This is a genomic window from Klenkia soli (genome assembly GCF_900103975.1).
Taxonomy (GTDB): domain Bacteria; phylum Actinomycetota; class Actinomycetes; order Mycobacteriales; family Geodermatophilaceae; genus Klenkia; species Klenkia soli.
In genome coordinates this window covers 1-14,146 of the sequence record NZ_FNIR01000012.1, presented here as the reverse complement: position 1 = coordinate 14,146, position 14,146 = coordinate 1, and the positions used below count along the sequence as shown (strand labels likewise).

Genomic DNA, 14,146 nt, shown 5'->3' with positions numbered 1-14,146 from the left:
CCTGGCGACCGTAGCATGCTTCGAACCCGAAGCAAGTACGCTGCGGGCATGTCCGGTGGAGCCCGTCGTCCCGACCCCGTCCAGCTGGGCGCGTACTTCGACCTCGTCGAGGTGGTCGGCCTGCTGCGGCACGCGGTGGAGGCGCAGCTGCGCGAGGCCGGCGGCCTGAGCTACGTGCAGTTCCAGCTCCTCGCCCGGTTGGGCGATGCCCCTGGGGGCACGCAGCGCATGACCGAGCTGGCCGACGGTGTGGTGTACAGCCGCAGCGGCCTCACCTACCAGGCCGACCAGCTGGAGAAGGCCGGCCTGGTCACCCGGGCGGCGGCTGCCGACGACGACCGCGGGGTGGCCGTCAGCCTCACCGACGACGGGAAGGCGCTGCTGGACCGCGTGCTGCCCGGTCACGTCGAGGTCGTCGGCGAGCTGTTCTTCGACCGCCTGGACCCGGCCGACACCGCGACGCTGGCCCGGCTGCTGGGCTCGCTCAAGGAGCACATGCGGTCGGTCCCGCCGCGGTCGGCCAGGCCGCGACGCCCCCGGTCGGCCGCCGCGCCGGACACCCCCTAGGCGCTCAGGCCAGCGCCAGCGTCAGCTCCAGGACGGTGCGCGGGTCCTCGAGGCGGTCGCCGTACAGCTCGCGCAGCTGGCCCATGCGGTAGCGCACGGTCTGCGGGTGCACGAACAGCTCGGCGGCGACGGCGTCGCGGCGGCCGTGGTGCAGCAGCCAGGCCCGCAGCGTCTCGGTGAGCTTCTCGCGGGCACCCTCGGAGAGCTCGTCCAGCGGGGCGAGGGCGGCCGCGCGCAGGTCGGCGAGGGCGTCCTCGTCGGCACGCAGCACCAGCTCGCACAGCCGCTGCTGGGTGTCCACCGGCACGGCACCGGGCGCGGTCGGGTCCAGCTCCAGCACGCGGACCGCCCGCCGGTGCGAGGCCGCGGCGTCGATCCACGGCCGGGGTGGCCCGACCACGGCCTCCTTGCCCTCGAGCGCGCGCAGCAGTGCCGCCCGCGCGGACCCCTCGGCATCTGGGACCAGCAGCACCGAGACGTCCTCGTCGCCGGGCTGCAGCGTGCGGGGGTCCAGGAGGGCGAGCGCCCCGCGCACCCGGCCGGCCGGCAGCAGGACGGCGGTCAGCGTGCGCGGGGGCGCCCAGTCGGCCCGCTCGGCGGCGGCCAGCAGCTCGTCCTGGGGTGCGGCGGAGAGCAACCGGAGGCCGAGCTTCTCCAGCAGCCGGCTGCGCACCCGGCCGCTGGCCTGCCGCTCGTCGCTGTGCCCGGCCACGCTCGCGGCGGTCAGCGCGTCGATGTAGGCGAAGACCAGCTCGGCGAAGCGGGCCAGCTGCGCCGCCGACAAGCCGGCGGCCACCGCGCGGTCGGCCAGCCCGCGGAAGGCCACCCGCGCGCCCACCCGGAACGCCGCGAGCAGCGCGTCCATCGACCGGCCGCCCCGGGCCTCGCCCCGACCCAGGGCGTAGGAGGCGTCCAGCGCCGGCTGGATGGGGGTGTCGGCGGCGGCCGCGCCACGGGTCGTCGCCAGCTCGAGGAACCCGCCCAGGGCCAGCTGCACCGCGTTCTCGATGGTCGCGCTCATGCCGTCGGCGTACGCGCCGGCATAGGCGGGCACCTCGGCGACGATGGTGGCCACGGTGGCCTCGGCGACCTGGGGCAGCTCGCGGCGGATGGCCCGGGCCACGGTCGGCGACAGCGTGCGGGTCTCGGGCACCGTGATCTCCTCGCTGACCGGGGAGTTCCCCGGATCGTTGTTCGCCGGGTGTGAAAACTACTCCCCGATTCACGTCCAGGGCACAGGTATTCACCCCTGGTGCAGGACATGATCGATGCATGACGACGACCGGACCCGGCCTCCGCGAGCGTGCGATGCGCTTCGTCGAGGCGGCCACCACGCCGTTGCTGCCCCGCGACTACCTCGACGTCTTCGCGCCGCTGCTCAGCGGCGCCGACCTGCGCGCCAAGGTCGTCGACGTCCGGTCCGAGACCGCCGACGCGGCCACCGTCGTGCTGCGTCCCGGTCGCGGCTGGCGCGAGCACGTCCCCGGCCAGTACGTCCGCATCGGCGTCGACGTCGACGGCGTCCGCCAGTGGCGGGCCTACTCGGTCACCTCCGACCGCGCGGCCGCCGACGGCACCATCAGCATCTGCGTCAAGGCCATCCCGGGCGGCAAGGTCAGCAACCACGTCGTCCGCGAGCTCCGGCCGGGCACCGTCGTCCAGCTCGACCAGGCGACCGGCGAGTTCACCCTCCCCGAGCAGCGGCCGGTCAAGGCGCTGTTCGTCACCGCCGGCTCCGGCATCACCCCGGTCATGGGCATGCTCCGCAACCACCTCGACGAGCTGCCCGACGCCGTCCTGGTGCACTCCGCGCCCACCGCCGACGACGTCGTCTTCGGCGCCGAGCTGCGCGCCATGGCCGCCTCCGGCCGACTCCGGCTCGTCGAGCGGCACACCGAGGTCGACGGCTTCCTCAAGCCCGCCGAGCTCGAGGAGCTCGTGCCCGACCTGGCCGAGCGCACCACCTGGGCCTGCGGCCCGGCCGGCCTGCTCGAGGCGCTCGAGGAGCACTGGGCCGCCGAGGAGATCTCCGACCAGCTGCTCATCGAGCAGTTCCGCCCGCGGGTGCTCGTCACCGGCGAGGGCGGCTCGGTCACCTACAACCAGACCGGGACGACGGTGCCGTCGGACGGCGCCACCCCGATCCTGGACGCCGCCGAGGAGGCCGGGCTGATCATGCCCAGCGGCTGCCGCATGGGCATCTGCTACGGCTGCGTCCTCCCGCTGCGCGAGGGCGCCGTCCGCGACCTGCGCAACGGCGAGCTCACCGTGGCCGCCCCCGGTGACGGCGTGCTGGTGCAGACCTGCGTCAGCGCCGCGGCCGGCGACTGCGACATCGACCACTGACCACCTGTTCCCCCGAGCCACCTCCCACGAGCTGAGGAGAACCACCGTGACCGCACTGCAGAGCAAGCCCACCAGCCCGATCGACCACCTGTCCGCCGACGACGTCGAGGAGATCGGCCGCCGCCTGGACGCGATCCGCAAGGAGATCGCCGACAGCCGCGGGGCCGACGACGCGGCCTACATCCGCAAGGTCATCGACGTCCAGCGCAAGCTCGAGCTGGCCAGCCGCGCGGTGCTGCTGCTCTCGAAGTTCCCCCCGGCCTGGATCCTCGGCACAGCGGGCCTGTCGGTCGCCAAGATCCTCGAGAACATGGAGATCGGGCACAACATCCTGCACGGCCAGTGGGACTGGATGCGCGACCCGAAGATCCACTCCACGACGTGGGAGTGGGACATGGCCAGCCCGGCCGCGCAGTGGAAGCACTCGCACAACGAGCTGCACCACACCTACACGAACGTGATCGGCAAGGACAACGACCTCGGCTACGGGATCATGCGGGTCGACGAGGACCAGAAGTGGATCCCGCTGTACCTGGCGCAGCCGCTGTGGAACTTCGTCAACGCGTGCTTCTTCGAGTACGGCATCGCCGCCTACGACCTCGAGCTGGGCAAGAACCTGGCCACCCCCGAGCGTCGCAAGGACCCGAAGTTCAAGGCCGCCGCCAAGCAGGTGCTGGGCAAGATCCGCAAGCAGGCGACCAAGGACTACCTGGTGCACCCCGCGCTGTCGGGCCCGAGCTTCGTGCCCACCCTGGCCGCCAACTTCGTGGCCAACCTGGTGCGCAACCTGTGGTCGCACTCGGTGATCATGTGCGGGCACTTCCCCGAGGGTGTCGAGACCTACGAGAAGACCTCCATCGAGGGCGAGTCCCGCGGTGAGTGGTACCTGCGCCAGATGCTGGGCTCGGCGAACATCTCGGGCTCGAAGGCCATGCACATCATGACCGGCAACCTGTCGCACCAGGTCGAGCACCACCTGTTCCCCGACCTGCCGAGCAACCGCTACGCCGAGATCGCCCCGAAGGTCAAGGCGATCTTCGACGAGTACGGCCTGCGGTACCACACCGCGTCGCTGCCCAAGCAGGTCGCGAGCGCGTGGCACAAGGTCTTCCGGCTGTCGCTGCCCAACGGCTGGATGGCCGCGACCACCCCGAAGAACGCCCCGCAGCAGGTGGCCCAGCTGTACAAGCTGACCACCGGTGGGCCCAAGGTCCGCCGCGCCTACGACCGGGCGCAGCGCGCCGCCTGAGTCGCCGGGCGGGGGTCACCCCTTCCCGCGGACCGAGCGGTAGGTGTTGCCCGCCGCCCGGCTCGCGGCCCGGACCTGGCCGAGCCAGTAGCCGATCCAGCCCCCGCCGAGCGCCCCCAGGGCCATCCCGACCAGCAGCACCTCACCCATCGCGCACCCCCCGGTACCCACCCCCGAGGGTGGAGGGGGAGTGTGCACCGGGACCGGGCGGTCTCGCCACCCCGGACGCGACGGAGCCCCGTACCGCAGCTGCGGTACGGGGCTCCGTCGTGCGTGGCTCTACAGGTGCAGCAGCGAGCCCTGCTCGTCGTGGGCGTGGGCCTGCGGGTCGTCCAGCCACACGCCGCCGTCGGCCAGGTAGCGGAAGCGGACCTGCTCGCCGACCGGCAGCTTGACGACGACGCTGCGGGTGCCGTTGCTGCGCTTCTTCAGGGTGTGGGTGCCGGGGGTCCAGCCGTTGAAGTCGCCGACGACGGAGACCGGGCCGGGGGCGGCCTGCTCGTCGAGGGCGAAGGTGACGGCGACGTCGGCGGGGGACTTCTTGAGACGGATCACGGTGTACTCCGGGGGTGACGATGGGCTCGGGGTGCGTCGGTCCGGGCGTCGGCGGCCGGTCCTGCGGTGGCGTGCCTGCGAACCTAGGGACGACGGAGGGACCGGTCCGCTCGCCACACCGGCGACCCCGCCGATCTGGGACCCGTGGGACGGGTGGGGTGCGCGGGTTACCGTCTCACCGCGTGACCCTCGTCGTCGAACCCGCGCAGCCCGCCGACTTCCCGACCATCGCCGACCTCACCCTGCAGACCTACGTCTCGCAGGGGTGGGCGCCGCCGGAGTACCAGGAGAAGCTGGCCGACGTCGCGGGCCGGGCCGCGCAGGCCGAGCTGCTGGTGGCCCGGTTGGACGGGGCGCTCGTGGGCAGCGTCGCGCTGGTGCTCGACGGCGAGTTCGGCGAGGTGACCGCGGGTCCGCACGAGGCGGCCTTCCGCATGCTCGTCGTCGACACCACGGTGCGCGGGCAGGGCATCGGCGAGGCCCTGGTGCGGGCCTGCCTGCAGCGGGCCGCCGATGCCGGGCGCACGGCGATGGTGCTCTCGACCGACCCGCGCATGCACGCCGCGCACCGGCTCTACGCGCGGCTGGGCTTCACCCGCCTGCCCGAGCGGGACTGGTCGCCGCTCCCCGGCACGGACCTCCTGGTGTACGGCCGGGCGCTGTCCCGGACCACCTGACGCCGGAACGGCTCCGTCCGCTCCAGGTGTGAGACCGCTAACATCCCGCCCCGGGTGCACGGTGCAACCGGTGGGGGTGGGATGACGGCGCTCGTCGTGTGCGAGTCACTGGTGCGCGTCCACCGGACCGGGTCGGTCGAGGTGCAGGCGCTGCAGGGCCTCGACCTGCAGGTCGACGCGGGCGAGGTGGTCGCCGTGGTCGGCGCGTCGGGGTCGGGCAAGTCCACGCTGCTGGCCGTGCTCGCCGGCACGGACGCCCCGACGGCGGGCCGGGTCACGGTCGGCCGGTGGGACCTCACCGCGCTGTCCCGGGCCGACCGGGTCGCCTACCGGCGCTCGATGGTCGGCGTCGTGGCGCAGCAGACCGCCCGCAACCTGGTGCCCTACCTGACCGCCGCGGAGAACGTCGTCCTGCCGCTGGCGCTGGCCGGCACCCCGCGCCGCACCCGGGCCGCCCGGGCGGCCGAGCTGCTCGACCTGGTCGGCGTCCGGGACGTCGCCGACCGGCGTCCGGCGGCCTGCTCGGGCGGCGAGCAGCAACGGGTGGCGATCGCCGTCGGGCTGGCCAACGCCCCGGAGCTGCTGCTGGCCGACGAACCCACCGGCGAGCTGGACACCACCAGCTCGCAGCAGGTCTACGAGGCGCTGCGCACGGTCAACCGCGACCTGGGGACGACGGTCGTGGTGGTCACCCACGACCCCACGGTGTCCGAGCAGGTCGAGCGGACCGTCGCGATCCGGGACGGCCGCACCGCCAGCGAGGTGCTGCGCCGGGCCACCGACGACGGCGCCCCGGTGGTCGCCGAGGAGTTCGCCGTGCTGGACCGGGCCGGGCGGCTGCAGCTGCCCGCCGAGTACCGCACGGCGCTGGACCTCACCCGTCGGGTGCGGCTGACGCTGGAGGCCGACCACGTCGCCGTGCACCGCGACGCGGGCGCCCCGTGAGCCCGCTCGTCGAGGTGCGCGACGTGCACCGCTCCTTCGGGTCCGGGCCGACCGCGGTGCACGCCCTGCGCGGGGTGTCCCTGGACATCGCCCCCGGCGAGCTGGTCGCCCTCGTCGGCCGCTCCGGGTCGGGCAAGACCACGCTGCTGAACCTGGTCGGCGGGCTGGACCGACCCGACGCCGGCACCGTGCACGTGGCCGGCACGGACGTCGGGGCGCTGGACGACGACGGTCTGGTCGCCCTGCGCCGCGACGTCGTCTCCTCGGTGTTCCAGACCTTCGGGCTGGTGCCGGTGCTCAGCGCGGCGGAGAACGTCGGCGTCCCGCTGCGGCTGCGCCGGCTGCCCGCCGACGAGCGGGAGCAGCGGGTGGCCCGGTTGCTCGACCTGGTCGGCCTGACGCCGCACGCGACCCAGCGCCCCGACGAGCTCTCCGGCGGGCAGCAGCAGCGGGTCGCCCTGGCCCGGGCGCTGGCCGCCTCGCCGCGGCTGCTGGTCGCCGACGAGCCCACCGGCCAGCTGGACCGCGAGACCGGCCTGGCCGTGATGGCGCTGGTCCGCGGCATCGTCGAGGCCGAGGGGGTCACCGCGCTGGTCTCGACGCACGACCCGGTGATGATCGCGCTGGCCGACCGGGCGGTGCGGGTGGTCGACGGCCGGCTGGTCGACGGCCCGGCGGGGGCGTGAGCGCCGGCGCCCGGAGCCGGGTGCAGCTGCGGTTGCTCGGCGTCGTCCTGGTGGTCCTGGTCGCGGGGCTGACGGTGCTCGCCGGCTGCGTCCTGCTGCTCACGACCGGCGCCGACCGGGCCCGGCAGGCCGCCCTCGGCCAGGCCGCCGTCGACGACACCACCGTGCAGGTGGTGCTCACCGACCTCGGCGACGACCCGGGCCCGGCGGTCGAGGCCGCGGGCGGTGCCCTCACGGCGGCGCTGGCCCCGGTAGCGCCGGGGACGTCGACCTGGCTGACCTCGACCGTCCGCGACGTGCCGCCCGGGGCGGACGGCGGACGGCGGCTGGGCTGGTTGGCCGGCATCGACGACCTCACCGCCCGGGCCGACCTGGTCGCGGGGACCTGGCCCGGGGTGCCGGAGCCGGGCGCACCGTGGCCGGCCGCCCTGCCGGTGGCCGCCGCGGACGCGCTGGGTCTGGCCCCGGGCGACACCGTCGTGCTGGACCCCACCACCGGACTGGCCGACGCCGCGGCGACCGCGCCGGTGACCGTGCAGCTGGTCGGGCTGGTGCAGCCGCGGGCCGGGGCGTGGGCGCAGGACCGGTTGGCCGGTGCGGGCGCGGTGCCCGACCTGGAGTTCGGGGTGTTCGGCGGCACCCGGTTGCCCGCGGCCGGACCGTTCCTGGTCGACCCGGCGACGCTGCTGGCCGCCGGGCCCGGCCTCGAGCAGGTCGCGCTGGTCGCCGCCCCCGACGTCGCCGCGGCGTCCCCGGCGGCGGTGGACCGGATCACCGACGAGCTCGGCACGCTGACCCGCGACGTGCGGGCCGCGGTCTCGGGTGGACCAGCCACCAGCCGGGTCGTGAACCCGCTGGCCGCGACCCTGGCCGCTGCCGACGCCCGGTTGGCCACCGGCCGCACCGCGGTGCTCGCCGCCGGTCTGCTGGCCGTGCTGCTGACCGTCGTGGCGCTGGGCACCGCTGCCCGGGTGCTCGGCGACCGCCGGCTGGCCGAGACCGCGCTGCTGCGGGCCCGCGGGGCCACCGGACCCCAGCTGGCCCGGCGGGCGCTCCCCGAGGCCGCGCTGCTGGTCGGGTCGGCCGCCGTCCTGGCCGTGCCGCTGGCGGTGGTGGCCACCCGGGCCGCGCTGGCCGACCGGTTGCCGGGGTCCGACCCCGGTCCGCTGCTGCCGGCCGGGCTGCTGGGCGCGGTGGCCGCCGGTGTCGTGGTGCTGGTCGCGCTGCTGGCGGTGGGCGCCACGCGTGCGGCGACGCCGGGGCGCACCACCGGTCGCGGGGCGGTGGCCCGGTCGGGCGCGGACCTGCTGCTGGTCGGCCTGGCCGTCGTGGCCGTGCTCAGCCTGGGTGGGACGGTCGGCACCGACCCGCTGCTGGTCGTCGCCCCCGCGCTGGTGCTGCTGGCCGGGTGCGCGCTGTCGCTGCGGCTGCCGCCGCGGCTCGCCCACCTCGCCGACCGGCGTGCGGCCCGCGGTCGCGCGCTGGCCCCGGTGCTGGTCGCCGGCGACCTGGCCCGCCGGTCGCTGGCCGGCGGGGCGACCGCGCTGCTGGTGCTGGCCACCGCGGCGGCGGTCGCCGCCGGCGGCATCGGGGCCACCTGGTCGGTGTCGCAGGCCGACCAGGCCGACCTCCGGGTGGGCGCCGACCTCGCCGTCCCCGCGGTCGGCGGGATCCCCGGCCCGGTCGTCGCGGCCGCGGGCGGGGGAGCCGTCTCCCCGGTGGTGGCGCGGCCGGTCGCGCTGGGGTCGCTGCTGCGCGACGAGGACGGCGACGCCACCCGGCTGGTCGCCGTCGACACCACCGCCGGCGTCCTGCGCGGCCGGCTGCCCGGCACCGACTGGGCCGGCGCGACCGCCGGGCTGCCGGCCGGCGACCCCGAGCAGGGGGTGCCGCTGTCCGGTGGATCCGTGGTGGTCACCGGCACGGCGGCGGGGACCGGGTTGACCGCCGTCCTGACCCTGGTGCTCGCCGACCCGACCGGCGCGCGGACGACCACGGCGCTGCCCGCGGTCCCGTTGGACGGCCTGCCCCGCTCGGTCGTGGTCGACGGGGACGGCACGGTGGTCGCCGTCGCGGTGGACCTGGCGCCCGGGCCGGACGACGACCCCGACCGGGTCGCGCGGGTGGACCTGGCCGTCACCCTGCCCGGCTCGGTCCCGGGCTGGGTCGCGACCCTGCCGCGCGGGCAGCAGGGCGCCGACCAGCTGCTGAGCGGGCTGGAGGCGGTGGACGGCGGGATCGGGTTCCGCGGTCGTCTCGTGCTCGGCGCCCTGCCGCCGACCGGCCAGCGGGTGCTGCTCACGCCCTCCCGGGCACCGGACGCCGTCCCCGTCCTGCTGTCCGCCGGGTTGGCCGACGACCTGGGCGCGGACGTCGGGGACGACCTGTCGATGGCCGTGGGGGACACCGGGGTGCCGGTGGAGGTGGCCGGGGTCGTGCCCGACGTCCCCTCGGTGCCGGGCGGGCCGGCCGTGCTGGCCGACGCCGCCACCCTGGCCCGGGTGCTGGTCGCCGCCGGCGACCTGGACGTCGCCCCGCAGGCCTGGTGGGTGGCCGCCCCGGATCCGGGCGCGGTCGGTGCGCTGGCCGCCGCCGGGCTCCCCGACGCCGTCACCCGCGCCGGGCTCACGGCGGACCTCCGCGGCGGGCCGCTGGCCGTGGGTCTGCCGCTGGGCCTCGCGCTGCTCGGGGCGGGCGCGGTGCTGCTGGCGGTCACCGGCTCGGTGCTGCAGGCCGGTGCCGTGCGCAGCGGCCGCCGGGCCGAGGTGGCCCGGCTGCTGGGCCTCGGTGTGCCGCGGGCGACCGTGCGCGCGGTGCTGCTGCTCCAGCACGGGATCGGCACCGTGGTCGGCGTGCTGCTGGGCGCGGTCGTCGGGGTTGTCGGCACCGTGCTGGTCGGCCCCGCCCTCACCGGGTCGCCGGTGCCGTCCGCCGAGGCGCAGTTCCCGTGGTCGTCGTGGACCGCGCTGGTGGTCGGCCTGGCCGTGCTCGGCACGGCCGTCGTGCTGCCGGTGGTGCGGGGGCTGCTGCGGGTCGACGTCGCGGGTGCCCTGCGGGAGGGCGGCTCGTGAGGTGGGGGGTGCCGCTGGCCGGCACGCGGGCCCGGGTGGCGGATGCCCCGGGGGCGTGGCTGCTGTCGGTGCTGGTCGTGGCGCTGGCGACGGTGCTGGCGGTCGTCGTCCCGGCGGGGGTGGCGGTCACCGCGGACGACGCCGTGCGGGCCGCCGTCCGTGTGGCCGGGGACGGCGCGGACACCGTGGTGACGGCACCGTTCGCCGAGGACGTCGTCGACCCGGGACGGCGACCGACCTCCACCGCCGCCGACACCGTGGCCCTCGCCGAGGACCTGCCCGGCTCGCTGGCGCCCGACCTCGCCGCCGTGCTGGCCCCGCCGGTCGCCGTCGTCGAGACCCGTGCGGTCGTGCTGAGCCTGCCCACCGCGACCGCCGTGCAGCTGGGCCCGACCTCGCTGCGGTTCGACTGGGTGCACCGGGCCGACGGCGCCGCCGTCACCTGGACCGCCGGCAGCGCGCCGGCCGCGGCCACCGGCGGGGAGGTGCAGGCAGGGGTGTCCGGCGCGGTGGCCGCCGCCCTCGGGGTGGCCCCCGGCGACCGGTTGACCGGCGCCGCCGCCACCGGCGTGGGCGTCGACGTGCTGGTCACGGGGGTGTTCGCGGTTGCCGACGAGGCCGATCCGGCGTGGACCGGGGTGCCGGACCTGCTGGCGCCCAGCACCCGCGGTGCGGGGGCCGACCGGCGGACCACGGTCGCCGTCCTGGTGTCCGACGCGTCGGTGCCCGACGCCCGGCTCGCTGCCGAGGCCACCCGCACGATCACCCTGGCCGCCCGGCCCGAGGCGTTCACCGCGGCCGGCGCCGAGGCGGTGGCCGAGGCCGTCGCCGCGCTGCGGGCGTCCCCGGTGACGCTGCGGATCAGCCCGCTGCCCACCGTCGACAGCCGGCTGGGTGCGGTGCTGCTGTCCGCCGCCGACCAGCTCGCCGCCGCCCGCGCGCAGGCCGCGGTGCTGGTGACCGCCGGGGTGCTGGCCACCGGCCTGGTGCTGCTGCTCGGCGCCGCCGTGCTGGTCGACCGGCGGCGGACCGTGCTCGCCGCGATCCGGGCCCGCGGCGGGTCGCTGCCCGGGCTCGGGGTGTCGCTGCTGGCGGAGTCCGCCGTCCTCACCGCGGTCGGGGTCGGGGTCGGGCTCGGGGTCGGTCTGCTGCTCGCGCCGGGTTACGTGTCGGGTTCCTTGCCGGGGGATGCCGTCGTCGCCGGGGTGGTGCCGACCGCGCTGGCCGGGCTGCTCGCGCTGCCGGTGCTGGGCGTCCGGGCCGCGGACCGGGCCACCGGCGGGGACTGGGTGCCGCTGGACCGGCGGGCCCGGCTGCGCGCTGCCCGGGACCGCTCGGTGCGCCGGTGGACCGCGGACGGCGCGCTGGTGCTGCTGGCCGTCGGTGCGGTCGTTGCGCTGGCCGCGCGGGGGCTGGACGGTCCGCTCGTGGTGGCCGCACCCGCGCTGGCGGTGCTGGCCGGGGCGGTGCTGGTCGCCCGGGTGCAGCCGGCGGTGTCGGCGGGGCTGCTGCGGTGGGCGCTGCGCGCCCGGGGTGCGGTGCCGCTGCTGGCGGCGGCCGGGGTCCGCTCCCGCGCCGTGCTCGGCCCCGTGGCGCTGACCGCGATCACCGCGCTGGCCACGCTGTCCCTCGCGCTGGGCGCCACCACGACCGCCGGCCAGGTCGAGGCCTCCTGGACCGCGGTCGGCGCCGACGCCACCGTCACCGTGGACCCGTTGCCCGCGGACCTCCCCACCGGCGGCGACCTCGCGGTGCCGGCGCGGGTGACCGACGGCGTGCAGCTGTCCACCCCGTCCGGCGGCGACCGCACCCGGGTCGTCGTCGTGGACCCGACCGCCTACGCGCGCCTGGTCGAGGCCACCCCGCTGCCCGACGTCGACGGGCTGGACGACCTCGGTTACGACGGCGACCGGGTGCGTGCGCTGGTCACCCCGGACGTCGTCGGCTCCGTCGGGTCGCTGCTGCTGGACGGCGTCCAGGTGCCGATCGCTGTCGTCGGCACGCTGCCGGCCGGCCCCACCACGGTGCTGCTGGCTGCGTCCGCCGTTCCCGCCGACCTCGCCGTCCCGGACACCCTGTGGCTGACCGGTCCCGGCGCCGCGGCGGCCGCTGCATCCGTGCCCGGCGGGGACGTCGAGATGCGGTCCTCGCGGCTCGCGGTGGTGCAGGACGCCCCGCTCACCCGCGGGTTGGTCGGCCTGGTCGGCGGCACCGCGGTGCTGCTCGGGGTGCTGGCCGTGCTCGCGGTGGTGCTCGCCGGCAGCGCCGGGGTGCGCCGTCGACGGTCGACGTCCGGCGTGCTGCGGACGCTGGGGCTGGGGGAGCGCCAGGCCCGTGCGGTGGCGCTGCTCGAGCTGCTGCCGGGGGTGCTCTCCACCGTGCTGCCGGGGATCGCGATCGGTGCGCTGGTGGCGGCGCTGGTGGCCGGTCCGCTCGGGTTGGCCCAGCTGACCGGGCAGGACACCGATCCGGGGCTCGTCGTCCCGTGGTCGGTCCTCGGGCTGGTGGTGCCGCCGGTGGTCGCCGTCGTCGTCCTCGTGGTGGGGGAGGCCCGCGCCCGCCGCCGGGTGCCGTTGGCGCAGGTGCTCCGCGAGGGCTGACCGCGATGTGCCGGCGCCGCGCGGGCCGGGGCTCTGATGTGCCGCCGCCGCGCGGGCCGGAGTGGCCGGCCCGCGCGTGCGGGTCAGCGGCCTTCGTCGCCGCCGGTGCCGATGCGGTCGTCGGCCGCGTCGCGGCCCTTCTGGATCTGGTCGGCATGGCCGCCGGCCTTGCCCTCCGCGAACTGGGCGGCCTTGTCGAGGGCCGAGTCGCTCGCCTTCTCGCCCTTGTCGCTGTTCAGGAAGTCCTTCGCCTTGTCGCCGAGTCCGGCCATGGTGCTGCCTCCTCACCGGTCACCGTCGTGACCGCGGGCGGGCCACGCCTGGTGGCGTGGCTCCGGGTGGTCCGTGCCCGGTGAGCCGGGGGTCAATCCCCGGCCAGGCGGTGCACAGCTCCGCGCGCGTGTCGTCCTCACGGGTGGGACACGGGTGACCCGCTGTCCTCCGGTGTCGGGAACGGGATCGAGCACCGTGTCGAGGACCGGCGCTCATCTGTGGACAGACTCCTGAGCTGTGCATTCACCTCGCCACCGGCGCCGACATGCGGTAGTGTTCGTACATACGTTCGACGTGCGCAAGGGGTAATGTGCGGTGGGCCCGGTGGTGGTCGGTACCCGGTTCGGGTTGTCGTTGGGCATTGCGCAGGTGGAGGTGTTCGCCTCGGCTGCGGCGAAGGCGGTGGTGCTGGAGGCCGAGCGGGCCGCGCAGGTCGCCGCTGGTGTGCCGGTTGATCTGGTGCACCGGCCGATGCGGTTGTCCGAGCTGCTGGTCACCTCTGCCACGACCCGGGCCGGGGTGCAGGCGGTGCTGGCCGACGTGGCCGAGGCCCAGGCCGAGTTGCACGCCCTGCAGGCCGCGGCGATCTCTCGGTTGGCCGAGTTGCAGCCGGCGCAGACCGTGCTGCCCGGTGCGCGTGCCGACGACGCGTCTGACCCGGACCGTCCCGATGACTGGGTGGCCGACGAGGTCGCGGTGGTGCTGGGCATCAGCGTGGGGTCGGCGTCGGTGTTGGTGGCCAAGCAGCGGGCACTGTTCGAGCAGCTGCCCGGGGTGTGGGTGGCGTTGGCCGACGGGCGGATCGATGTCCGCCGCGCCCAGGTGCTCGTGGATGGGTTGGCCGACCGCAAGCAGTCCTTCGGTGGTGGGCTGCCCGATGACGTGGTGGACACCATCGCCGCCCAGGGCCTGGGCTGGATCGGCGAGGGCGTCGGCCCAACCCCGCTGGCCGACCGGATCGCCGGCGCGGTGATCGCTGCCGACCCGGCCGAGGCCGACCGGCGGGCCGAGCGCCGCAAGCGCCGCCAGAACGTCACCAGCCTCGGCCAGGGCGATGGACTGGCCTCGCTGCGCACCGACCTGGCCGACGCCGCTGATGTCGCCGCTGAGCTGGAGGTCATCGATGCCCTGGCCGCGAGCATGCGCAAGGGCGGTGACAAGCGGCCGATGGGTCAGC

General features: G+C 76.4%; 13 protein-coding genes. 9 read left to right on the top strand and 4 right to left on the bottom strand.

Translation table 11 applies throughout. The features are described from left to right. Positions 1-48 precede the first annotated feature (48 nt). Complete coding sequence (locus BLS67_RS17945; RefSeq protein ID WP_091247742.1) at positions 49-567, top strand: MarR family winged helix-turn-helix transcriptional regulator; 519 nt, start codon at positions 49-51, stop codon at positions 565-567. A 4-nt stretch (positions 568-571) separates the two neighbouring features. On the opposite strand, the gene BLS67_RS17940 is transcribed toward BLS67_RS17945, so the two are convergent. Next, positions 572-1,720 (bottom strand): helix-turn-helix domain-containing protein, encoded by a 1,149-nt coding sequence (locus BLS67_RS17940; RefSeq protein WP_207500709.1) that lies wholly within the window; start codon positions 1,718-1,720, stop codon positions 572-574. Positions 1,721-1,839: 119 nt separating this feature from the next. Between BLS67_RS17940 and BLS67_RS17935 the strand changes: the two genes are divergently transcribed. Together BLS67_RS17935 and BLS67_RS17930 are read left to right on the top strand one after the other, a co-directional pair. Further along, the gene (locus tag BLS67_RS17935; RefSeq protein WP_091247739.1) at positions 1,840-2,913 is read left to right on the top strand and encodes a ferredoxin reductase; all 1,074 of its coding nucleotides are present in this window, start codon (positions 1,840-1,842) and stop codon (positions 2,911-2,913) included. A gap of 46 nt (positions 2,914-2,959) precedes the next feature. Continuing rightward, positions 2,960-4,162 carry a fatty acid desaturase family protein gene (locus tag BLS67_RS17930; protein WP_091247737.1) on the top strand — a complete coding sequence of 401 codons (1,203 nt, stop codon included), beginning with the start codon at positions 2,960-2,962 and terminating at the stop codon, positions 4,160-4,162. Between the two features lie 15 nt (positions 4,163-4,177). Here the strand turns inward: BLS67_RS17930 and BLS67_RS24805 are convergent, their stop codons facing one another. Together BLS67_RS24805 and BLS67_RS17925 are read right to left on the bottom strand one after the other, a co-directional pair. Next, positions 4,178-4,312, bottom strand: coding sequence for a hypothetical protein (locus BLS67_RS24805; RefSeq protein WP_278247147.1), 135 nt, complete (start codon positions 4,310-4,312; stop codon positions 4,178-4,180). A gap of 129 nt (positions 4,313-4,441) precedes the next feature. Continuing rightward, positions 4,442-4,717 carry an isoamylase early set domain-containing protein gene (locus BLS67_RS17925; protein WP_091247736.1) on the bottom strand — a complete coding sequence of 92 codons (276 nt, stop codon included), beginning with the start codon at positions 4,715-4,717 and terminating at the stop codon, positions 4,442-4,444. A gap of 182 nt (positions 4,718-4,899) precedes the next feature. Between BLS67_RS17925 and BLS67_RS17920 the strand changes: the two genes are divergently transcribed. The 5 genes from BLS67_RS17920 (at position 4,900) to BLS67_RS24180 (ending at position 12,696) form a co-directional block, all read left to right on the top strand. Next, positions 4,900-5,394: a GNAT family N-acetyltransferase gene (locus tag BLS67_RS17920; protein ID WP_091247734.1), complete on the top strand. Its 495-nt coding sequence runs from the start codon at positions 4,900-4,902 to the stop codon at positions 5,392-5,394. Between the two features lie 111 nt (positions 5,395-5,505). Then, the gene (locus BLS67_RS17915) at positions 5,506-6,339 is read left to right on the top strand and encodes an ABC transporter ATP-binding protein (protein ID WP_242654174.1); all 834 of its coding nucleotides are present in this window, start codon (positions 5,506-5,508) and stop codon (positions 6,337-6,339) included. Continuing rightward, positions 6,336-7,025, top strand: coding sequence for an ABC transporter ATP-binding protein (locus tag BLS67_RS17910; protein ID WP_091247731.1), 690 nt, complete (start codon positions 6,336-6,338; stop codon positions 7,023-7,025). The genes BLS67_RS17915 and BLS67_RS17910 overlap by 4 nt, the downstream gene beginning before the upstream one ends. Beyond that, positions 7,022-10,096 carry an FtsX-like permease family protein gene (locus tag BLS67_RS17905; RefSeq protein ID WP_091247729.1) on the top strand — a complete coding sequence of 1,025 codons (3,075 nt, stop codon included), beginning with the start codon at positions 7,022-7,024 and terminating at the stop codon, positions 10,094-10,096. Before BLS67_RS17910 ends, BLS67_RS17905 begins: the two co-directional genes overlap by 4 nt. Further along, complete coding sequence (locus BLS67_RS24180; RefSeq protein WP_131801780.1) at positions 10,093-12,696, top strand: FtsX-like permease family protein; 2,604 nt, start codon at positions 10,093-10,095, stop codon at positions 12,694-12,696. Before BLS67_RS17905 ends, BLS67_RS24180 begins: the two co-directional genes overlap by 4 nt. An 83-nt stretch (positions 12,697-12,779) precedes the next feature. On the opposite strand, the gene BLS67_RS17895 is transcribed toward BLS67_RS24180, so the two are convergent. Continuing rightward, the gene (locus BLS67_RS17895; protein WP_091247725.1) at positions 12,780-12,968 is read right to left on the bottom strand and encodes an Rv0909 family putative TA system antitoxin; all 189 of its coding nucleotides are present in this window, start codon (positions 12,966-12,968) and stop codon (positions 12,780-12,782) included. Positions 12,969-13,293: 325 nt separating this feature from the next. Between BLS67_RS17895 and BLS67_RS17890 the strand changes: the two genes are divergently transcribed. Beyond that, on the top strand, positions 13,294-14,146 hold an 853-nt coding region (locus BLS67_RS17890), incomplete at its 3' end, for a DUF222 domain-containing protein (protein WP_131801779.1).

Excerpts from the sequence above, each read along its gene's own strand:
- BLS67_RS17895 (WP_091247725.1), bottom strand. The coding sequence starts at position 12,968 with ATGGCCGGACTCGGCGACAAGGCGAAGGACTTCCTGAACAGCGACAAG.
- BLS67_RS24805 (WP_278247147.1), bottom strand. The coding sequence starts at position 4,312 with ATGGGTGAGGTGCTGCTGGTCGGGATGGCCCTGGGGGCGCTCGGCGGG.
- BLS67_RS17935 (WP_091247739.1), top strand. The coding sequence starts at position 1,840 with ATGACGACGACCGGACCCGGCCTCCGCGAGCGTGCGATGCGCTTCGTC.
- BLS67_RS17945 (WP_091247742.1), top strand. The coding sequence starts at position 49 with ATGTCCGGTGGAGCCCGTCGTCCCGACCCCGTCCAGCTGGGCGCGTAC.